General features: G+C 43.3%; 21 protein-coding genes. 8 read left to right on the top strand and 13 right to left on the bottom strand.

Annotation, left to right across the window (positions count from 1 at the left end; genetic code table 11):
• Positions 1-25: 25 nt before the first annotated feature.
• From mnmE to rpmH, 6 genes are all read right to left on the bottom strand, one after another.
• Entirely contained in the window at positions 26-1,414 is a 1,389-nt protein-coding gene (mnmE, locus tag GVO63_RS16155) for a tRNA uridine-5-carboxymethylaminomethyl(34) synthesis GTPase MnmE (protein ID WP_159491861.1), read from the bottom strand.
• A 2-nt stretch (positions 1,415-1,416) separates the two neighbouring features.
• The gene (locus GVO63_RS16150; RefSeq protein ID WP_159491863.1) at positions 1,417-1,899 is read right to left on the bottom strand and encodes a YajQ family cyclic di-GMP-binding protein; all 483 of its coding nucleotides are present in this window, start codon (positions 1,897-1,899) and stop codon (positions 1,417-1,419) included.
• Positions 1,900-1,963: 64 nt separating this feature from the next.
• Complete coding sequence (yidC, locus tag GVO63_RS16145; protein WP_159491865.1) at positions 1,964-3,622, bottom strand: membrane protein insertase YidC; 1,659 nt, start codon at positions 3,620-3,622, stop codon at positions 1,964-1,966.
• 10 nt (positions 3,623-3,632) lie between these two features.
• Positions 3,633-3,881: a membrane protein insertion efficiency factor YidD gene (yidD, locus tag GVO63_RS16140; RefSeq protein WP_159491903.1), complete on the bottom strand. Its 249-nt coding sequence runs from the start codon at positions 3,879-3,881 to the stop codon at positions 3,633-3,635.
• Positions 3,866-4,225, bottom strand: a complete 360-nt coding sequence (gene rnpA / locus GVO63_RS16135; protein ID WP_159581280.1) for a ribonuclease P protein component — start codon at positions 4,223-4,225, stop codon at positions 3,866-3,868. Before rnpA ends, yidD begins: the two co-directional genes overlap by 16 nt.
• Positions 4,226-4,240: 15 nt before the next feature.
• Complete coding sequence (gene rpmH / locus GVO63_RS16130) at positions 4,241-4,375, bottom strand: 50S ribosomal protein L34 (RefSeq protein ID WP_014290886.1); 135 nt, start codon at positions 4,373-4,375, stop codon at positions 4,241-4,243.
• Between the two features lie 616 nt (positions 4,376-4,991).
• Here rpmH and dnaA point away from each other — a divergent pair.
• From dnaA to GVO63_RS16100, 6 genes are all read left to right on the top strand, one after another.
• Entirely contained in the window at positions 4,992-6,650 is a 1,659-nt protein-coding gene (dnaA, locus tag GVO63_RS16125; RefSeq protein ID WP_159581278.1) for a chromosomal replication initiator protein DnaA, read from the top strand.
• Positions 6,651-6,682: 32 nt separating this feature from the next.
• Positions 6,683-7,783, top strand: a complete 1,101-nt coding sequence (gene dnaN / locus GVO63_RS16120; protein WP_159491871.1) for a DNA polymerase III subunit beta — start codon at positions 6,683-6,685, stop codon at positions 7,781-7,783.
• A 119-nt stretch (positions 7,784-7,902) separates the two neighbouring features.
• Positions 7,903-8,991 carry a DNA replication/repair protein RecF gene (gene recF, locus GVO63_RS16115; RefSeq protein WP_159491873.1) on the top strand — a complete coding sequence of 363 codons (1,089 nt, stop codon included), beginning with the start codon at positions 7,903-7,905 and terminating at the stop codon, positions 8,989-8,991.
• Between the two features lie 8 nt (positions 8,992-8,999).
• Positions 9,000-11,420, top strand: a complete 2,421-nt coding sequence (gyrB, locus tag GVO63_RS16110; protein WP_159581276.1) for a DNA topoisomerase (ATP-hydrolyzing) subunit B — start codon at positions 9,000-9,002, stop codon at positions 11,418-11,420.
• A 418-nt stretch (positions 11,421-11,838) separates the two neighbouring features.
• On the top strand, positions 11,839-12,498 hold the full coding sequence (locus GVO63_RS16105) for a hypothetical protein (protein ID WP_159581274.1): 660 nt from the start codon (positions 11,839-11,841) through the stop codon (positions 12,496-12,498).
• 14 nt (positions 12,499-12,512) lie between these two features.
• Positions 12,513-13,652 (top strand): hypothetical protein, encoded by a 1,140-nt coding sequence (locus GVO63_RS16100; protein WP_159581272.1) that lies wholly within the window; start codon positions 12,513-12,515, stop codon positions 13,650-13,652.
• A 114-nt stretch (positions 13,653-13,766) separates the two neighbouring features.
• On the opposite strand, the gene GVO63_RS16095 is transcribed toward GVO63_RS16100, so the two are convergent.
• From GVO63_RS16095 to glyQ, 3 genes are all read right to left on the bottom strand, one after another.
• The gene (locus tag GVO63_RS16095; RefSeq protein ID WP_159491909.1) at positions 13,767-14,210 is read right to left on the bottom strand and encodes a hypothetical protein; all 444 of its coding nucleotides are present in this window, start codon (positions 14,208-14,210) and stop codon (positions 13,767-13,769) included.
• A gap of 86 nt (positions 14,211-14,296) precedes the next feature.
• The gene (gene glyS / locus GVO63_RS16090; RefSeq protein WP_159581270.1) at positions 14,297-16,375 is read right to left on the bottom strand and encodes a glycine--tRNA ligase subunit beta; all 2,079 of its coding nucleotides are present in this window, start codon (positions 16,373-16,375) and stop codon (positions 14,297-14,299) included.
• 2 nt (positions 16,376-16,377) lie between these two features.
• The gene (glyQ, locus tag GVO63_RS16085) at positions 16,378-17,283 is read right to left on the bottom strand and encodes a glycine--tRNA ligase subunit alpha (RefSeq protein WP_071816534.1); all 906 of its coding nucleotides are present in this window, start codon (positions 17,281-17,283) and stop codon (positions 16,378-16,380) included.
• A gap of 146 nt (positions 17,284-17,429) precedes the next feature.
• Here glyQ and GVO63_RS16080 point away from each other — a divergent pair, with 146 nt between their 5' ends.
• A complete protein-coding gene (locus GVO63_RS16080) occupies positions 17,430-18,038 on the top strand; it encodes a DNA-3-methyladenine glycosylase I (RefSeq protein WP_159581268.1) in 609 nt (202 codons plus the stop codon).
• A 102-nt stretch (positions 18,039-18,140) separates the two neighbouring features.
• On the opposite strand, the gene GVO63_RS16075 is transcribed toward GVO63_RS16080, so the two are convergent.
• The 4 genes from GVO63_RS16075 to GVO63_RS16060 form a co-directional block, all read right to left on the bottom strand.
• On the bottom strand, positions 18,141-18,602 hold the full coding sequence (locus GVO63_RS16075) for a DUF2489 domain-containing protein (RefSeq protein ID WP_159491915.1): 462 nt from the start codon (positions 18,600-18,602) through the stop codon (positions 18,141-18,143).
• A gap of 18 nt (positions 18,603-18,620) precedes the next feature.
• Positions 18,621-19,124: a Der GTPase-activating protein YihI gene (gene yihI / locus GVO63_RS16070; protein WP_159491917.1), complete on the bottom strand. Its 504-nt coding sequence runs from the start codon at positions 19,122-19,124 to the stop codon at positions 18,621-18,623.
• 127 nt (positions 19,125-19,251) lie between these two features.
• A complete protein-coding gene (locus tag GVO63_RS16065) occupies positions 19,252-19,776 on the bottom strand; it encodes a class I SAM-dependent methyltransferase (protein WP_236552182.1) in 525 nt (174 codons plus the stop codon).
• 477 nt (positions 19,777-20,253) lie between these two features.
• Positions 20,254-20,877 carry a cytochrome c gene (locus GVO63_RS16060; protein ID WP_159581266.1) on the bottom strand — a complete coding sequence of 208 codons (624 nt, stop codon included), beginning with the start codon at positions 20,875-20,877 and terminating at the stop codon, positions 20,254-20,256.
• Positions 20,878-21,051: 174 nt separating this feature from the next.
• Between GVO63_RS16060 and yihA the strand changes: the two genes are divergently transcribed.
• Positions 21,052-21,687 carry a ribosome biogenesis GTP-binding protein YihA/YsxC gene (gene yihA, locus GVO63_RS16055; protein ID WP_159491923.1) on the top strand — a complete coding sequence of 212 codons (636 nt, stop codon included), beginning with the start codon at positions 21,052-21,054 and terminating at the stop codon, positions 21,685-21,687.
• Positions 21,688-21,772 lie beyond the last annotated feature (85 nt).

The following is a 21,772-nucleotide window of genomic DNA, read 5'->3' as shown; positions in this document are numbered from 1 at the left end:
AGATTTAGCGCAATTTATGTCTAATTTACTTGCCAATACAGAACGACGAAAAAATCTTACCAAGCAAATCGTCAGAGGTGAATTCACCGGTTATTTCACACAGTGCCTGATGGGCGAAACGAAGTTCTTCAGCCAGTAATTCACCTGCCATAGCATCGTGCAGCTGCTGTTCGCCTGTGCTTACATAGCCATAGGCTTGATCAAGTGCATCTATATGGCGTCTGCGAGCAATAAATTGACCCTCTGTCGTCGTGTCAAACCCCATGGTTTTAGCCAAATGCGCCTTTAACGTATCGACGCCGCTACCCTCTTTGGCAGATAAGTTAATGACCGAGATATCACCTTGCTTTGTTGCAACCGTGCTTTGACCAATATTTAAAGTACTAAGATCGGCTTTGTTGCGGACAACAGTAACCGGGATCCCTTGTGGCAAACGAGCCATAAATTCCGGCCAAATTTCATAAGGGTCGATAACGGCGGTCGCAGTAGAGTCCACGACAAAGAGTACATGATCTGCGTCATTTATTGCTTGCCAAGCTCGCTCAATGCCGATTTGTTCCACTTTATCTGGGCTTTCTCTCAGTCCTGCTGTATCAATAATGTGTACCGGCATGCCGTCAATATGAATATGCTCTTTAAGCACATCTCTTGTGGTTCCTGCAATGTCAGTAACAATGGCGCTATCGCGGCCTGCCAACGCATTTAATAGACTTGATTTACCCGCATTAGGACGACCAGCAATCACTACCTGCATGCCTTCACGTAACAACGTCCCTTGTTTGGCTTGATTGCGCAGCTTAGTAAGACTTTCCATGATGGCCCGTAAATCACCTGACACTTTACCGTCAGATAAGAAGTCAATTTCTTCTTCAGGAAAATCGATGGCCGCCTCTACGTACATACGAAGATGAACGATTTGGTCTGACAGTGTTTGAATGTGGGTTGAAAACTCACCCTGTAGAGAACGCAGTGCACTTTTAGCCGCTTGCTTAGAACTTGCGTCAATTAAGTCAGCAATGGCTTCTGCTTGAGCAAGGTCTAACTTGTCATTCAAGAAGGCCTGTTCACTAAATTCTCCAGGTTTCGCCAACCTTGCATGTCCTGTCGCAAGAACCGCGTCAATCAGCATGTCCATAACGACTTGACCACCGTGGCCTTGTAGTTCTAAAACATCTTCGCCAGTAAACGAATTTGGGCCTTTAAAAAATAACGCTATGCCCTGGTCAATGATATTGTTGCTTATGTCAACAAATGGCGTATAGGTGGCAAGACGCGGTGTAAGCCTGCATGGCACGAGAGCTTCGGCAACATGTTTTGCCTTCGGACCTGATACGCGGACAATACCGACACCGCCACGTCCTGGCGCTGTGGCTTGCGCGATAATGGTATCAGTTGAAAGGGTGAGTGATTCCATAATTAATCGCGGAAGTTTTTAAATTGGAATGGTTGGCCTAAGTCTGATTCTTTGATCAACGCAATTGCTTGTTGAAGGTCATCGCGCTTTTTACCCGTAACACGCAGCTCTTCACCTTGGATAGCAGTTTGCACTTTAATTTTAGCGTCTTTAATCAGCTTAACGATTTTCTTTGCCATAGGCTGTTCAATACCTTCTTTGAAGGTAATGGTTTGACGATAGGTTCTACCGTGAGCATCGTAGGGTTTTACATCCATTGACGACGTATCAACATTGCGCTTTGACATAGCCGTTCTGAACATACTCTCCATCTGCTGAAGTTGGAACTCTGCTTCAGCTTTCATTACCACAGTTTTGTCTTTGTACTCAAAGCTCGCATCGATACCGCGGAAGTCAAATCGTGTCGTTAGCTCACGGCTAGCGTTTTCAGTGGCGTTACGCACTTCTTCCATATTGATTTCTGAAACAATATCAAATGATGGCACAGTTTAATCCTCTTAATACAAAACAGCCCGCGTAGGCGGGCTGTATAACTAAATGCTCAACAGTTTATTTACTGCTGATGCCCCGCTTCTCCATTGAAGCATAAATCATTTTGGCTTGAACCAAGGTAATCACGTTACTGATTAACCAGTATAGTACCAGACCTGCAGGGAACCACAGGAAGAATACACTCATTGCAACTGGCATCCATTGCATGATTTTTTGCTGCATGGGGTCAGTAATGGTGGTTGGTTGAAGCTTTTGCAATAGGTACATACTTGCACCCGTTAAAATAGGTAGTACAAAGTATGGGTCTTTCGTTGAAAGGTCAGTGATCCAAAGTACGAAGTCTGCATGACGTAACTCAACGCTCTCCATAAGCACCCAATAAAGCGCAAGGAAGATCGGCATTTGCAGAAGAAGAGGTAAACAACCACCCATAGGGTTTACTTTCTCTTTGCGGTAAAGCTCCATCATAGCTTGCGACATTTTCTGTCTGTCATCACCAAAGCGGTCTTTTAGCTGCTGCATCTTAGGTGCTAAGTTGCGCATACGTGCCATTGACTCGTATTGCTTCTTGGTAAGCCAGTACATCGCGCCTTTCACTACAATAGTGATAAGAATAATTGCCACACCCCAGTTATTAACCAGGCTATGAAGGAAGGTTAGAAGAGCGAACAGGGGTTGAGAAATCCAAAAAAGTATACCGTAGTCTACGGTGAGGTCTAAGCCACGGGCAATTTTAGCAAGTTTCTCTTGGTCTTTCGGACCCATATAAAGGGTAGACGCAAGGGTTTTGGTTTCACCTGGCGCTAAAGTTTCAGATGGCGACAGCACACCAATAACCGCGTATTGATTATTTAAGTTACGTGAATACAGCGTATTAGTTTGCTCTTGTGAGGGCACCCACGCTGAAACGAAATAGTGTTCAAGCATGCCAACCCAACCCGCTTTCGTTGTTTCGCGTAGCTTTTCATCTTCTATTTCATCAAACGAATATTTCTGATAACGGTCATCTTCTGTCGAATAAGCAGCACCACGATAAGTCGGCATGAACATGTTGCTGTCGTCTTCAAATTCCATGACTTGCTTTAACTGCGCATAAGGCTGGACTGTTGCAGCGCTGTCTGTATTGTTTTCCACGCTGTAGCTAACGTTAACGTCATATTTATCTTTGCTAAACGTAAAGGTTTTGGTAATCGCTAACCCTTGATTGTTTTTCCATGTAAGTGGGATAACTAGCGTATCGCCAGTCATTTCATAGAATTCACTTTGCGCTGTATATACCGGGCGACCACTGCTGCTGGCGTCTGGTCCTTGCGCACCAATAAGACCACTTTGCGCCACGTAAAGTCCGTTACCCGAGCGAAGTAAGCTATAAGGAATGTCTGAACCTTGCTCAACAGGAAATTTAAGTAAGTCTGCTGACACAACGTCTCCGCCAAGTAAATCGATGCGTACATCTAGCGTATCGGTTCTGACTTCGATAATGCGGTTGCTGTTTTGTGATGTTGAGATTGGCTGTGCAGCCGGAACGCTATCACTACTTGGTACATCTTCACTGCCATTATCAACAAAAGACGGCACGCCTTGTGATGATTCTTGCGTTTGTTGTTGCTCAACAGGCACAACTGGCTGTGGGCCATAATCTTTTTGCCATGACTGCCAAAGCAAAAAGCTAACGAGCGCAAGGCCAATTATCAGAAAACTACGTTGCGATTCCATAGAGGTCTCTTTATTTTGAGTGTTTATCTTGTTGTTTTTCCGGCACTGGATCGTATCCGCCGGCATGCAAAGGGTGGCATTTTAATATGCGTTTAATAGATAACCAACCGCCTTTTATCAATCCGTGCGTTTTAAATGCGTCAATAGCATACCAAGAACAAGAAGGATGGAAACGACATCGTTGCCCTAATAGTGGTGATATGAACCATTGATAGCATTTTATCAATGTCAAAGGTACCGCTATTAAGAGTTGTTGCAACGCTTGTTTAATTTTTTCCATAGCCTATCCAGTGTTGAAAATACTTCTTGGTTGCTAAGGTTGTCGGCGCCAGACTTGCCAATAACGATAATATCAACATTGGGAAGATAGTGTTGCTTGTGCCTGAAACTTTCTCTGACCAATCGCTTCAAGCGATTTCTATCATGGGCTTTACGTATGCGCTTTTTAGCTAACGTAATACCTAAGCGAGGGGTTGAGAGCGTATTTTTTCTAGCTAGGATGGTAAAAGAGGGAGATACAGCTGGGGTTGCGTTATCAAACACATAAGTAAAGTGGGTGGGAGTTAACAGACGTAACTCCCTAGAAAACGTATTCTCGCCCACTTTAGCGTCTTTCAATTAAGCTGAAAGACGAGCGCGGCCTTTTGCACGGCGAGCTGCTAGTACTTTACGACCATTTTTAGTCGCCATACGAGCACGAAAACCGTGAGAACGCTTGCGCTTCAAATTGCTCGGTTGAAATGTTCTTTTCATGACCAAAGTCTCACTTATATTTAGTTAAACATAGGCGTTTTTGGTAACACATTACTCAGCTATTAGAATAATGTGGTGTTTTCACCAGAAAAGCCCATCGAAAAAGGACGCTGAATTCTAGAGATCTCGCGACCTCGTGTCAATGCATATTCACGCTTTTCGGCCGAATAAGTGAACAATTTTTGTTATCTTTTGAACAATAAAGCAGTTTTTCATACAAACGTGTTGTGAATAACGTGTAAAAGTCGTTTAGGTTATCCACAATAGATTGTTCATAATATAGGTGATCACCCAAATAGCATGGGGATCTTGTGGATTTTTAGTTCCTATTTAGAATGAATTTTTATCGTAATAGTTTTATTTGATCTAAGTTGAAATTATTTATAAAACAATAATATATGTTTTAGATCGGAAAGATCGTCTGGGATCATCATTTACTTTTTGTTGATAACGTAAGATAATCCACAGCGAATAAAACAATAACTTAATTTCTCGCTGTTACCCAACACTTCCAACGCTATTTCACTATGATGGCGCTTTTTGGTGCCTATCCTTCTATACATGGCATTTTCGTTGTTGGCTTTTCTTTGCGAGTAACCGGAGCTAACTACGTACCATGTCTTTGTGGAACCAATGCCTTGAAAGATTGCGTCAGGAATTACCAACGCAGCAATTTAGTATGTGGATTCGCCCGCTTGTTTGCGAGGAAGAGGGCAATATGGTTTCTCTATATGCCCCAAATCGTTTTGTTCTTGATTGGGTGAGGGATAAGTACCTTAACAATATCACGGCGTTACTGAGAGAGTTTGCTGGCAACGATGCACCTCAGTTGCGTTTAGAAGTAATGAGCCGCCATTCTATTAGCCGTTCACAGCCCTCAGTGGGCAATGGACCTACCACTGCTGGAAATAGTGTCAATTCAGTAAGTCATGGTCAAAGTAGTGGAGCGGGTAGTCAAAGCAGCGGTAATACGTATGTTCCCAATCAGCATGTCAGGACTAATCCTAATTATTCTTCGTCATCGTATCCGTCAGCACCAGCATCTGCAGGCGGCGCTCCATCAGGCTCATACAACAATGAACAAGAGTCTGGCAATAGGTTGACGCAACCTTCAACGGTTAGCCGACAATATGCAGATAACAATGATCATGGTTCTCAAAATCAAGATCGCTACGATCCGAACCAATATGGTAATCGCACGTCACGCCCGTCGATGCAGCCAAAGGTGATCCCGATCCCTGAGGCAATGAAACATAAAAGTAATATTAATCCAACGTATCAATTCGACAACTTTGTCGAGGGTAAGTCTAATCAGCTTGCTCGAGCTGCAGCTACTCAAGTTGCGAATAACCCTGGAGGGTCGTATAACCCTCTGTTTATATACGGTGGTACCGGTTTAGGTAAAACTCACTTATTGCACGCTGTCGGTAACGGCATTGTGGCCAATAACGGCGACGCAAAAATTGTGTATATGCATTCCGAGCGTTTTGTTCAAGACATGGTCAAAGCACTCCAGAATAATGCTATTGAAGACTTCAAGCGTTTTTATCGCAGTGTTGATGCACTATTGATAGATGACATTCAGTTTTTTGCGAATAAAGAACGATCGCAAGAGGAGTTCTTTCATACCTTTAATGCGCTCTTAGAAGGCAATCAGCAAATTATCCTTACATCTGACAGATATCCTAAAGAGATAGATGGCGTGGAGGATAGATTAAAATCACGGTTCGGTTGGGGTTTGACGATAGCGATTGAGCCACCTGAGTTGGAAACGCGTGTGGCTATCTTAATGCGCAAAGCGGCGGAAAACCGTATCCACTTACCGAATGAGGTGGCGTTTTTTATTGCCAAACGACTTCGTTCAAATGTTCGTGAGCTAGAAGGCGCATTGAACCGTGTTATTGCTAACGCAAACTTTACTGGTCGTCCTATTACTATCGATTTTGTTCGAGAAGCGCTACGCGATCTTTTAGCGCTACAGGAAAAATTAGTTACGGTTGATAATATTCAGAAAACTGTTGCAGATTATTATAAGATAAAAGTTGCTGATATTTTGTCTAAACGACGCAGCCGCAGCGTAGCGCGTCCTCGCCAGGTTGCTATGGCGCTTGCAAAAGAACTGACTAACCACAGTCTTCCTGAGCTTGGGAATGCGTTTGGTGGGCGAGACCATACCACGGTTTTACATGCATGTAGAAAAATACAGCAGCTTAGAGAAGAAAGTCATGATATAAAAGAAGACTATAAAAACCTCATTAGGACTTTGTCTTCCTAACAACACGACCTTAGAGGCGAGATAGCACTGCGATGAAATTTACTATAAGCCGTGAACAATTTTTACAGCCCCTTCAATTAGTCTCTGGTGCTGTAGAGCGTAGACACACGCTGCCAATTCTTTCGAATGTCCTTATCAAAGTAAGTGAAGACGCACTTTGGCTTACGGGCACAGATTTAGAGGTTGAACTTATTTCTAGCGTAAAGTTAGAGGGTGAGTTTACCGAAGGGGAAATCACAGTCCCTGCGAAAAAATTATTCGATATTATTCGTGGTATTTCCGAAGGAACTGATATTCATTTCTCGTTAGATGGAAGCAAAGCGCTGATTCGTGCAGGGCGAGGCAGATATACGCTTTCCACGCTATCCGCTAACGATTACCCAAATTTAGAAGACTGGGAAGGCGAAGTAGAATTCGAACTATCGTGCAGTGATCTAAAGCGTCTTATCGATGCAACAAGCTTTTCAATGGCGCAACAAGATGTGCGTTATTATTTGAACGGTATGTCTCTTGAAACTGAAGAAAATACTATTCGAACTGTTGCAACAGACGGCCACCGTCTTGCACTTTGCCGTTTGAATTATGAAACAGCGTTACCGTCTAGACAGGTGATTATTCCTCGCAAGGGCGTGTTGGAGATTTCACGTCTTATAAGCGAAGACGACAAATCACTCAAAGTTCAAATAGGCGCTAATCACCTACGTATTTTCTCAAATGATTTCATATTTACCTCAAAGCTCGTCGACGGCAGATTTCCTGATTATCGTCGTGTTTTACCGCAAAATGGCGATAAAGAAATTATTGCAAGTAAAGCGGTGTTGAAAGATGCGTTTTCAAGAGCTGCAATTCTGTCGAATGAGAAGTTTAGGGGCGTGCGTTTAAACCTTTCTTCCGGTGAATTAAAAATCACGGCGAATAATCCAGAGCAGGAAGAAGCCGAGGAAATCGTTGACGTTCAGTATCAAGGTGATGATTTAGAAATTGGTTTTAATGTCGCCTATCTTATTGATGTGCTCAATGCGTTGGGAAGTGATGGCGTAAAAGTAAGTCTATCAGATTCAAATGCAAGTGCACTCATTGAAGACGACGCTGATGATGCGGCTTTATACGTTATTATGCCGATGAGATTGTAAGGGCTATCTTACGTTATTTATTGCAAAGGTTAGTAAAGTCTTATATTGATTTATGTCTCACTTCAGGAAGCGATTAACACTGGTTGTTCTTCGCTTCTTTTTATTTTCAGCGTGACCTCATGAAACTGGACCGTGTCCAGATTACACAATTTCGTAATCTATCTTCTGTCAATTTTTCTCCATCTCCACTTTTAACTATTGTGAAAGGGGCAAATGGAAGTGGTAAGTCTTCATTAATTGAAGCACTTTATTATCTTGGGTTTGGCCGCTCTTTCAGAACCAACAAGCACGGGTCTGTTATTCAAAACGATAAAGATAGCTTTAGCGTTTTCGCATCTTGTAAGACTGAGGAAGGAGAACTATTTAGGCTAGGTCTTCAACGCAGTCGCACCGATTCCTTTACGTGCAGTGTCAATGGTGAACATTCGAACAAGTTATCTGATCTCGTCAGCTTAGTTCCTATACAGCTTTTTACGCCTCAAAGCACCGACTTGATTATAGGTTCACCTTCGGAGCGTCGGCGTTTTTTAGATTGGGGATTGTTCCACGTGGAACATGATTTCCAGTTATTGGCTAATCAGTATTCGAAATTCCTAAAGCATAGGAACGCACTGTTAAAGCAAATGGCTAATTTACTTGCGCCAGAGAATCAATATTGGGAATCACAGTTTGTAGCGCTCGGTGAATCTTTAACAGAAAAAAGACGCCAATACGTAGATAGGTTGACGCCAATTTTTAAAAACTACGCCCATGAATTTCTTCCAAACTTCGATGTCGAATTAAGTTACTATAGAGGGTGGGAAAAAGATGTATGTTTATCTGAAAGCTTAGTTAAAAAACGTGAGTATGATGGTAAAATAGGGCACACCTCTTCTGGGCCTCACAAAGCCGATTTAAGGCTAAAAGTGAATGGTGTTAATGCCCAAGAGCTTTTATCTAGAGGGCAGCTTAGAATGGCCGTAGCAGCGCTACAAATGTCACAAACTAAGCTATTTAATTCTTCGACTGACCGAAAAAGTATCTTTTTACTTGACGATGTTGGTGCTGAATTAGATGCCGATAAAAGAGAGCAATTTATTGATGGGCTGCTTGAAATGGATACGCAGGTTTTCGTTACTGCAATAGAATCCTCGCAGCTCGCTTTTATACAAAAATATAACGAAAAGAAATTGTTTCACGTGGAACATGGAAGCGTGAAAGAGGAGTAAAAGCTAGTATGTCAGCAGAGAACAACTACGACTCGTCCAGTATTAAAGTACTTAAAGGATTGGATGCCGTAAGAAAACGCCCGGGTATGTACATCGGTGATACGGATGATGGCACCGGGTTACACCACATGGTTTTCGAGGTGGTCGATAACTCTATCGATGAAGCACTGGCTGGACACTGTTCTGAAATCACTGTGCTCATTCACAGTGACGGTTCAGTATCTGTGTCTGACGACGGTCGCGGTATACCTACAGAACTTCACCCTGAAGAAGGTGTATCTGCGGCAGAAGTTATTATGACTGTACTTCACGCTGGCGGTAAATTCGACGACAATTCTTATAAGGTGTCGGGTGGTCTACATGGCGTGGGTGTTTCAGTTGTAAACGCACTTTCTAGCCGATTGAAACTACGTATTCGTCGTGGTGGAAAAGCTCACGAACAAGAGTATGCACATGGGGTGCCTCAGGCGCCACTTGCTGTTACGGGCGACAGTGATAAAACAGGAACAATGATTCGCTTTTGGCCAAGTTCCGATACTTTTACTGATACGCTGTATCACTACGATATTTTGGCTAAGCGTCTTCGTGAATTGTCATTTCTAAACTCCGGTGTGTCTATCCGGTTAAAAGATGAGAGAGACGGTAAAGAAGACCACTTCATGTATGAAGGTGGTATCAAAGCATTCGTTGAGTACTTGAATGAGAAAAAGACCCCCGTTCATCAGAAAGTTTTTCACTTCAGTAGCGAACAGGAAGATGGCATCTCTGTAGAAGTTGCTATGCAATGGAATGATAGCTTCCAAGAAAATGTATTCTGCTTCACGAACAATATTCCTCAGCGCGATGGTGGTACTCACCTTGCTGGCTTCCGTGGTGCTTTAACTCGCACGTTAAACAACTACATGGAAAAAGAAGGGCTGAACAAAAAAGCGAAGACGAACGCCAGTGGTGACGATGCGCGTGAAGGTTTAACTGCGGTGGTTTCTGTAAAGGTACCAGATCCAAAATTCAGCTCACAGACCAAGGACAAACTGGTGTCTTCTGAGGTGCGTCCAGCGGTTGAGTCAGCAATGAATGAAAAGCTAGCAGAGTTTTTATTAGAAAATCCTGCTGAAAGTAAAATTATAGCGGGTAAAATCATTGATGCAGCGCGTGCTCGTGAGGCTGCACGTAAAGCACGTGAAATGACGCGCCGTAAAGGAGCGTTGGACTTGGCAGGCCTGCCAGGCAAGTTAGCCGATTGTCAGGAGAAAGATCCTGCGCTAAGCGAACTATACATAGTGGAGGGTGACTCTGCGGGCGGTTCTGCAAAACAAGGGCGTAACCGTAAGAACCAAGCTATTTTGCCACTGAAAGGTAAAATTCTTAACGTAGAAAAAGCGCGTTTCGATAAAATGCTTTCATCACAAGAGGTCGCGACGCTAATCACTGCGTTAGGCTGTGGTATTGGTCGTGACGAATATAATCCTGAAAAATTGCGTTATCACAGCATCATCATCATGACAGATGCCGACGTAGATGGGTCTCACATTCGTACGCTTCTACTGACTTTCTTCTACCGCCAGATGCCAGAAATTATTGAGCGTGGTTACGTTTATATTGCACAGCCACCGCTATATAAAGTAAAGAAAGGGAAGCAAGAGCAATATCTGAAAGATGACGATGCGTTAACGAACTACCTCACCTCAATCGCAATCGATGGTGCTTCCTTGCACACAAGTGATGACGATCCGGGTATAAGCGGTGTAGGCTTAGAAAACCTTGTTAAGCAATATCAGTCTGTTGAAAAAATGATTACGCGTATGAAGCGTTTAATGCCTTCCTCTATACTTTACAGAATGCTTTATACCCCAACGCTGAACTTAGAAGATCTTAAAGATCAGAGCGCGCTTGAACATGTAGCTAAGCACTTTGTTGAGCAGCTTACAGAGCGTGAAAACGACGGTGCTACGTATCGTTATGAAATTCGCAATGACGCAGAACTAAGCGAATATTTCATTACGATCATCATGCGTATGCACGGTATTGATTACGAGTATGTCATTGATCATGAGTTCATTGAGTCATCAGAATATCAGCGCCTGAAAGAGTTGAATCTCGCTATCAACGATATGATGGGTAAAGATGCCTATATTCAGCGTGGTGAGCGCAAACAGCCTGTAGAATCGTTTAAAGAAGCGCTTGATTGGTTGATGAACGAAGCAAAACGAGGCCAGTATATTCAGCGCTATAAAGGGTTAGGCGAGATGAACCCTGAGCAGCTGTGGGAAACCACCATGGACCCTGAAGGTCGCCGAATGCTGCAAGTGACCATTGAAGATGCTATCGGCTGTGACCAATTGTTCACAACATTGATGGGTGACCAAGTTGAGCCACGCAGAGAATTCATCGAAGCTAATGCGCTTAAAGTAGAAAACTTAGATGTTTAAATAAGCGTTTGTCAACGTGAACGAACTGAGCAAAAGCGGCCAATTTTAGGTCGCTTTTTTTTTGTAATTGACGAGAAGTATGCAATGATGAATTAAATACCAATCCCCATAGATAATTGTCCAATCAGAAAGCGCTGGCAAGTTTCCTAACGAAGCGTGGGAATGCAGGAATGGCTGCTCCCTTTCAATTTAACCAGAATGAAGCGAGGAAGCTTGCCAGACCTTCCCGAAGGGCGAGTTTAAAATGTTTGTACTCTTTGTTGTGTCACGTTGACGTAGAGCCACTATGCCTGCGGTAACATGCCGTGATTAAGAACATTTTAAGTCTCGCTGAGTGAGTGTGTAATTATCTAAGCGGACTGGTACGAGATGCGTTTTTAAAACGTCATTACTAGTCGTATAAAGGAAAAGACGTTGTATGCGCTTACTTATCACAATTCTATTTTTATCAGCTGTAGCCGGGTGTTCAAAGCGTAACGATATTACCGATTCTCAAATTCGATATACCACAGCAATTAATGAACATAATAGTATTGTGTCGAAGGCGAATAACTACTTAGATAAGAATCTAGTTGGCGATTTACGGCTCGATATTGCCCACCTCATATATGCAAAGGAACTTGTTCACCATGCAGAAAAAGTACTTGAGCATGCCAAAATAACCGGTGTTAAATCAGAAAAACTAAAAGCCCTTACCTCACGGCTAAGTCAATACGATAAAGATGCACAGGTCCTTGCTATTGAATTACTTAACGCCTCATTCAAAAAAACGCTTGAGTTTAAACAGACGGTAAACGACATGCCCTTAGCACCTGTGGGCGGCGCTTCACTTCACAGCAAGTCGATGATTGATTACTTAGGGGAAGAGTACAACAACTCACTGGATAAATGTTGTTTAACACCGCTGAAGGATATTGAGATTTTACTGAGAGGGGTGAATGATGAGACTGCATGGGCGATAAAGAAGAAAATAGTAAACGTTGAAAACCAGCTTTCGCATGTTTTAACGAATAGCGAATACCAAAAAGATTACGCTATACAGCTTATGGCCTTAAACGACGCGTTAGCAGTTAACTAATAAAAGGATTTACTATGAAGAAACTTCATCTAAGTATTATGCTTGCAGCGAGCATATCTCAAGCAACCTTTGCACAATCTACGCTTACTAAAGCGGAGGTGACGTATGAAAAAAATTGGCGCACTCTCGAGCATAAAATAATTTTGACCCAGGAATTTAAAACAAGAATCAAGACGAAATCAATGCAGTTTGATTTCTCTAATTGGGGTACAAATGGAAACAAACTGCCCGAACAGCCTGAAATAGCGTCTTATAATATTTCTCTAAAAGAAGGCGTATTTGGCGTTAAAGCTGGGATGAAAACTATAGACGCATTTAAGATACTTGGTGTGCCAACATCGGAAGTGGCGTTAAATGATAGTGATGTGCTCTACTCGTTTGGAAGAAACCTTTGGCTTGTTGCAAAAAATGACAAAGTACATATCGTCACCAATAAAAACAATTGGATATCGAGCACGTTAAAAAGCTTAATTGCTTTTGATGAACGCAACCTAAACAGCTGGAAAATAGACGGGCATATTGAGAAGCGTGCGACGAAACAACAAGTATTAGAGTCCTTAGATGGAGAATTTATCGATGATGCGAAGTTCCGACTCAATGCAGATTCAAATGATATAGGTCTCGAAATAGAATTTGTGAAAGACAGCTTTTCAAAAGGTGCTATGTTGATTGTGAATGAATTTCGTTATGGAAACCTGACCGATAATGTCTCGATGGACGCGAACTACATCAACGACAATACTCAGGGGCGTTACGATACGATTGACGATATGATTCGTAAAAATACAAAAAATAAAGAGCCAACGTTAATTTCTGACTTACCCTATTATCCAATTTTTACAGCATATGGGGCGGATAAACAGAAAATCTATGCTTACGATAATCATTTAATTTTGATAGCCGATGATGAAGAAATAAAAAAAATCTATATCGCAGAAACGCTTTTTCATAACACAAATTCGCATGCTACGTGGAAACTTGGAAATATTTATGCCCACCAAGCGAGTGATGAAATAGCCGATAAATTCGAAGGTGAGGTGTTTGGCGTGGATGATTATTGGGAAGTGTATACGGACGCTTTTAAATATGATTTTTACTTTAAGAAGGACAATGAAACACTAGTATTAGACGAATTAGCCATAGAGATATATTAAGCGATATCTCCTAGCTCTCTAGTCACTGGGAACTTAGACTGCAGGGTAGCACTAGGCAATGCCTTATAAAGCTAAAGACATTGAACTTGAGACAATAGTGTTACCCTAAGCAGATTATAACTTACTAACAACCAGGGCGACTTCCCCTGCACTTGCTGGTGTTGCAGTGAAGCGATAGGTTCCCGTGGAAGAGGGGGTGAATTGCAGGTTCTCAGAGCCCTGTTCACAGACTAAAAAGACCGTAGAGCCTAACATCACAGGCTGACCCTTATATTTGCCCCCACAGCTTTGTGAGGGCGTCCATTTTGCGTCAGACAACCTAAAATCGTAGGGCTGGCCATCAGCAATAAGTTCAACGTCTACCGTCCACCCCGTGTTTGAGCGTTTAAACTTGTAGCTTGGGTCGGCTTCCCACCAGTTAAACACCCCTCTAAGGAACATGTTTTCAAATTGAATACGAGGCACGTCTGGTGCAATCTCTGGGATCTTAAAGCTTCCACTGCTTGAGCATGCTGAGAGGGCAAAGCACATAGAAGCAATAGTCAGTAACTTTTTCACAACGTCTCCCTTTATAAAAAAGCCCAACGGCGTGGCTGGGCTTTTTGTCACGTGCGGTTAAATAACCGCGTTTAACTTTAACTAGCCTACGACTTCGCGAGAATTGATATATCTGCGGTAGTAAGGAAAAGTTGCCTTAAAAGCGACAGCAAAGCAAGTCGGTTATTTTTAACTGCTTCGTCATCTGCCATAACCATTACGTTGTCAAAGAAGTTATCGATTACATTACGTAGGGTTGCAAGTGCGGTCAAAATACGCGTGTAATCCTGTAAAGGAACGGCAATATCTACTTCCTTTTGCGCGGCTTTCAAAGCAACATAAAGCGCTTTTTCTGCGTCTTCAGCTAATAGAGATTCATCAATATTAACAGTATCTATTACTTCTACGTTCTGCTTCGCTAAGATGTTTGCTACACGCTTGTTAGCGGCCGCCAATGCTTCGGCTTCCTCTAATGCTCTAAACTTATCTACCGCGTGAACACGGGCTAAGTAGTCGGCTGGCTTGGTTGGACGACGCGCAGCGACGGCCTGAATAACGTCAATGGTAATGGCTTGATCTTGTAGAAGCGCAGTAAATCGACCTAGTACGAAATCAACAACCTGTGATTGCGTGTCAGCATTCGTTAACTTTTCGCCATATACATCAATAGCCTTACAAACTAGCGTTTCAAGGTCCAGCGGGAGTGATAGCTCTGTGACAATTCGTAAAACACCGATAGCAGCACGTCGAAGTGCAAACGGGTCTTTATCACCTTTTGGCAGCTGGCCAATACCGAAGATACCCACTAGGGTATCTAGTTTGTCGGCAAGAGCGACCGATGCACTCACGCCTGAACCAGGAAGTGCGTCACCGGCAAAACGAGGCATATATTGTTCATAAAGTGCCTCTGCAACGGGTGCATCTTCACCGTCATTAAGGGCATAGTATTTACCCATGACGCCCTGAACATCAGGGAACTCCATGACCATATTCGACATTAAGTCAGTTTTAGCGAGAAGACCTGCTCGCGCGGCTTGTGTTTCGTTCGCATCAATTTGCGATGCGATAAATGCTGACAATGCAGAAATGCGCTCTGATTTTTCTTTAAGTGTGCCGAGCTGTTTTTGGAACAACACCGTTTCTAAGCTTTCAAGGCGGCTTTCTAATGTTGTCTTTTTATCGCTGTTAAAGAAGAACTCGGCGTCTGCCAGGCGAGGGCGGATAACTTTTTCGTTACCTGAAATAACTTGAGACGGGTCGCGACTTTCAATATTCGTTACGAACAAGAAGGTGTTAGAAAGTGCACCATCGCTATCTAAAAGCGGTACATATTTTTGGTCGTCTTTCATAGTATAGATAAGGGCTTCTTTTGGTACTTCTAAGAAGGCCTTATCAAACCCAGCCTGAAGCACAACAGGCCATTCCACAAGAGATGCGATCTCTTCAAGCAAGTCTTCATTATAATCTGGCTTAAGCGATAAGCGCTTTGCTGCGTCTTCAAGTTGCTGACGCACTTTATCCTTACGTGCCTCAAAATCGGCGAGTACGTATTGTTGCTCAAGTGCAGAGGCGTAATTATCAGCATGATCAAGCTCAAAGCGACCTTCACCATGGAAGCGGTGACCTTGGACAACACGGTCACTGGTTAAGCCCAATACTGAAACGTTAACCACTTCGCTACCGTAAAGCACGCAGAGGGTGTGAACAGGGCGAATAAACTGGGTGCTGTAGTTACCCCAACGCATTGGCTTTGGAATAGGTAGTTTACTTACCGCTTGGTTAATCAACCCTTCTAGCAGCTCAACAACTGATTGACCGGGGAGGTGAGCTTTGTGAAGTAACCATTCACCTTTGTCTGTCACAAGGCGCTCTGCGTCAGAAACGTCAATACCGTTACCGCGTGCCCAACCTTGTGCTGCTTTAGTGGGGTTACCGTCAGCGTCAAATGCTGCCGACACTGCAGGGCCGCGTTTTTCTACCACTTTGTCAGCCTGACCTTCAGCTAGACCTGAAACATAAACGGCCAAGCGGCGAGGGGCGGCAAACCAGCTAACAGAGTCAAAGCTTAAATCAGCTTGCGTTAGTGCAGCTTCAAACTGTGTGGCAAAGGCTTCACCTAAAGACTTAAGCGCTTTTGGTGGCAGTTCTTCAGTGCCTAATTCAACTAAACAATTTTCTGTACGCACGCTTATGCCTCCTTGTTACATAGTGGGAAGCCTAGTGCTTCACGTGCTTGGTAATAGCTTTCTGCACATGCTTTCGCTAGCGTTCGTACGCGAAGAATATAGCGCTGGCGTTCTGTTACAGAAATAGCATGACGTGCATCAAGCAAGTTAAATGCATGTGAGGCCTTCATAACCTGCTCATAGGCTGGAAGTGGAAGATTGTTGTCGATAAGCTTTTTGCTTTCTGCTTCACACTCGTCGAAGGTTCTAAACAAGGCTTCTACGTTGGCGTGTTCGAAGTTATACGTCGATTGTTCCACTTCGTTTTGATGGAAAACATCACCATAGGTGACTTTACCCATAGGGCCGTCAGTCCAAACCAAGTCGTAGATACTGTCTACACCTTGAACGTACATGGCGAGTCGCTCAAGACCGTAAGTAATCTCACCGGTAACAGGCTTACACTCAAGGCCGCCTACTTGCTGGAAATACGTAAACTGTGTGACTTCCATGCCGTTCAACCATACTTCCCAGCCCAGACCCCAAGCGCCCAACGTTGGCGACTCCCAGTTGTCTTCTACAAAGCGAATGTCATGAACCAGCGGATCGAAGCCTAGCTCTTTCAGAGATCCCAAATACAACTCCTGAATATTGTCAGGTGAAGGCTTTAGCATTACTTGGAATTGATAGTAATGTTGTAAGCGGTTTGGGTTCTCACCGTAACGACCATCGGTGGGTCTACGGCACGGTTGAACATAGGCGCTACTCATTGGCTCTGGACCTAAAGAACGTAGGAACGTCATCGGGTGAAAAGTACCGGCACCCACTTCCATATCCAGAGGCTGAATAATAACGCAGCCCTGACGCGCCCAATAATCTTGAAGCGCAAGGATCAACCCTTGAAAGGTCTTAATATCGTATTTCTGCATACATCCGCTGCTTATTAGTTATCTGACTTAAAATAAAGGTGGGATAGTATACAATTTGTGAGGCATAGTATGTAGGTGTAAAGGGTGAAAAAACGTTACGAATAAAGCCAATATGCTACTTCTCGACAAGGATTTAATGATTAATCATGCCCAATCAAATAAAAACACAACAAAATAAAGCTGTGCACCGCTGTGGTTGGGTGAGCAATGACCCAATTTATTTAGCGTATCACGACAACGAGTGGGGTGTACCCGTAGTAGAGAGTCGCGCGCTGTTCGCCAAATTATGCCTAGACGGGCAGCAGGCGGGGTTGTCATGGCTGACTATTTTGAAAAAGCAGCATAACTTCGAACACGCATTTCACCAATTTGACCCCGAAAAAATAGCAGCAATGGGTCCGCCTGACGTCGACAGGCTCATGCAGGACAGCGGTATTATCAGAAATAAGCTCAAGATTGAGTCGGTGATTAAAAACGCTAGAGGTTTTCTTGCCATCGAAGAAACGCAACCCTTTAGTGAGTTTATTTGGCAATTTACAGAGGGGCGCACAGTCGTAAACGCATGGGAAGATTTTAGGCAAGCGCCTACTTCTACTGACGCGTCAAAAGCTATGTCAAAAGCACTTAAAAAGCATGGATTTAATTTTGTTGGTGAGACAATTTGCTACGCGTTTATGCAAGCGGTGGGCATGGTTAACGACCACGAAGTAGGGTGCCACTGTTATCAGCATACCTGTGAATTGGCTGTTAAGTGAAACGAGTGGAAAGAATTACACGAACACCGGTCCGCAAAAAATTGGCCGACTCAACGTCTTTATCGGCCAAAGTGTTAATGCTAAGAGAAATGTTCAACGGTGTTATTTAGCGGATATAAGCGTTTGGCAATAGGACAGCAGCGGCGGTAACTCTGCTAGCACTTTTGATTCGTACTCAGACTCGATTTGTTCGCGGGCTACATCCTGCTTTTTCCGCTCGCTTTTAGGCAGCTTTTGCCTTTCTTCTAGAATAGCGAACCCACTGACTTCAGTGAAAAGCGAATAAATTTGAGGGTATTGCGCTTTAAAGTCTGGTGGTGTCCTAATGGGTAGGGCATTCAACAAATTGACGATGCGAATAACCCCTTCAGATAAATCGCACTGCTGCTGGTCCATCGCTTTGGCAATAACAATGATACTGTCAGTGATATTTTCAATGCGAGACTGTCGTGCTGCTTCCTGACGCACTTTTTGCTGTTTTAATAGAAACAGCAGTTTACCTGCATAGAAACCCAATCCAACAATAACTAGTAGCGCGATGCCTGAAAGTACTGCCCAAAGCATGACCCATTCCCGTATTTATTAATGCTTGTAATCGTCAATGTTAATAGCGTCTAAATCATCAAACGGATCCATGTCGTCGTCTTCATCGTCATCTTCGACGATACCGAGAAGATCGCAAAGGATGCGGTGACGCGCCATTTTTTCGTCTACGTAAGCCTGTTGCTCACGAGTCAACGGTTTGTCGTCATCAAGTTTATCGAGTAAATCAGATAGGCGTTGGTCGGCCTCAAGCGCAGCCAACTCTTGTGCAGGTGTCGCGTACTTTTTCTTCTGAACCGGAGTTGGAGTAACCGATTTAACGAGCTGAATCGGTTTCTTACTGCCATGACGAGGATCTTTATTTTCTGCACTCTTTTTACCCGTCACTTTTTTCTGTTCAACATTGTGGCGATTACCAGCAGGCTTGCCTTTATGCTTCTTTGGGCGCGGCGTATCTGATTTGCGATTTTCGCTAGGTTTAAAGTCAGGATCTTTACGAACGCCGATTAAGCCGACTTTACGAGATTTCTTTGAACGTGCCATAATTTCCAAATAACAAAAAGAGTAAAAAAACAGCGCTATTATAGCGCGGATTAGAGCCTACGTATTGATCTTTGGGTCAGAGGTCTAAAATCAATGCGTATTAATTTAAAAATTGTGATGTTTTGTTTTAGCGCTTTCTCATTAATACGACATCGCTTGCTGGAAATGTCACCTCAAACCCATCTCTTTGCGCTAAAAATTCAAACGTTGCTTCGCTAAAAAAGCTGACGTGGGTAATGTCGTTTTTATAATGCCAATTGGCAAAACGCGCTTTATCAATAACCCGCTTTGTCATGATGGCAACCAAACCTCGTGGCGCTAAAAGTTCATTAAGTAATGTCCATTCCCTATGAGGCGTGTGAAAGTGCTCAATAGCTTCTGTGCAAGTAATGATGTCGTATTTTTGCTTGAGCACCTCGGGAGTTTTTGCATAGAAGGGATCGTAAGTTTGCATGTGAACTCCTTTCAGTTCTAGCATACTTGCCAAAACAGGGGCAGGGCCACAGCCAAAATCTAATCCTCGAAGCTCTTTATCCCTTGATGCATTTAAAAAAGGTGTAAGTGGCGTTAAAACCTTTCCTAGAAACTTTCTGTAACCCTCGTCTTCAAAGTCATTTTCGTGAAGGTCATACTCTTGTTTTTCTTGTTCCATTGAAGGCAATTGGTCAGGGGCGACATAAACTAGGCTACACGCGTCACAACGAAAATAATCACGTTTTTTATCGCTGTGATAATGTGAGGGAGTTACAGAGCTTAAACATAAAGGGCAAGACATAAATACGTCGGTGAATCATAGCGTGCTAGAAAAAGAAAAAGGTGATGGCTTTCACCATCACCTTACATTGTATGAGTGTCAATGACACCTCTCCCGTTATACACATCTATGTGTATCTGGCTTCCCTAGCTGTGCTCCCCTTATTTTTTTTGTTAGCAGAGCGATATTGTTGTTTTTGGCCCTCGTGGCACTTTATCCCGTCTTCCATGCTGCATTTTTATTATTATTCTTGTTATTTAGCTTGTAGGTTTTCAAAGGCCCCTACAAACTACGCCGTTAGATTACACGAATAATTTCAAAATACAACTTTTTAGGTAACAAATTTTTAACAACAATAGGTATAAACGGTGATGTTTAGTGTAAGCCCGCGATATAGTTAGATAAAATTTCGATATCTTCGTCGGTTAATTTCATCGCAATATCTCTCATCATACCGTTCATATCGTTATGACGCTGTCCCGAGCGGAATGCTTTTAACTGAGAAGCCGTGTACGTTGCATGCTGACCACTGATGTCGGGGAAGCCGGCTAAACCCATTCCATTACCTTTAGGACCATGACAAGCGATACATGCAGTCACGCCTCTTGACTCGTCACCACCTTGGTATAGCGCACGTCCAGCTTCAACGTACTGCTCAGGCGTTTCGCCTGCTTTTGGCTCTTGGCTTGAGAAATAAGCGGCTAAATCTTTCATATCTTGTTCAGACAATGGGGCAGCCATGCCGTTCATCACAGCATTATTACGACCTTCTTCACCACCCGTTTGAGAGGCAAGTTTAAATTCGCTTAATTGCTTAACAATGTACTTCTCATGCTGGCCAGCAAGTTTTGGGTTCATGTCAATCATGCTGTTGCCATCAGGGCCATGACAGGCTGCACATACTGCAGACTTCGCTTTACCTGCCTCGGCGTCGCCTTCTGCCATCGCAGTTGCGCTTAAACCTAAAGACATACATACCAACAAACACAGTTTTTTCATAATAAATCTCTTAAATGGATCCAACGGCTCGCGTGATATACGTGATATCATGCGTATTTTACACATTTAACGCGTCAGAAAAACCTATTCCATGATAAAACTATGGTTTTTAGCTGGTTTATTCATTAAATAACTGTAAACCAAAGGTTGTGACGCATGTTGAGGTTATTCTAGATGTCGTACTACACCAAAGCAAAATTCTTTACGAGTGCACCTGACATTCGTCATTTAAAAAATGACACGGGTATTGAAGTAGCGTTTGCTGGCCGTTCAAATGCGGGTAAATCAAGTGCACTTAATACGCTAACGCGTCAAAGGAACCTAGCTCGAACCAGTAAAACACCAGGTCGGACTCAATTAATCAACGTATTTGAGTTAGAAGAAGACCTGCGTTTGGTTGACCTACCAGGATATGGCTTTGCAAAAGTCCCGGTTGCTATGAAGAAGAAGTGGCAAGCATCGCTAGGCGAGTACCTGCAAAAGCGTAAATCTCTTAAGGGGTTGGTCGTTTTAATGGATATTCGTCATCCTTTTAAAGATTTAGACCAAGACCTTATTCACTGGGCCGTAGCCTCAAATATTCCCGTACTTGCACTTCTAACTAAAGCTGACAAATTGAAGAGCGGCAAGCGTAAAGCGCAGCTACTTATGGCCCGCGAGGCGGCCATGGCTTTTATGGGAGATGTGACAGTGCAAACCTTCTCTTCATTAAATAAACATGGTTTACCAGAGCTAGAACATATTCTGAATACCTGGTTCGGATTGGATAAAAAAGATAATGAAGACGGGACGGATAGCGAGGCCCTGTGATAGTTTTTGCTATCTTGCTGCAAAGATCAAACGTTAGAAAAAAGAACGCCCCGCTTAGTGCGAGGCGTAAACTGAGAGAAAACAC

Origin of the sequence: Alteromonas sp. KUL106, assembly GCF_009811415.1 — a bacterium.
GTDB lineage: Bacteria > Pseudomonadota > Gammaproteobacteria > Enterobacterales > Alteromonadaceae > Alteromonas.
Note: the sequence above shows the minus strand (reverse complement) of the source record. Positions and strands in the feature narration are given on the sequence as shown.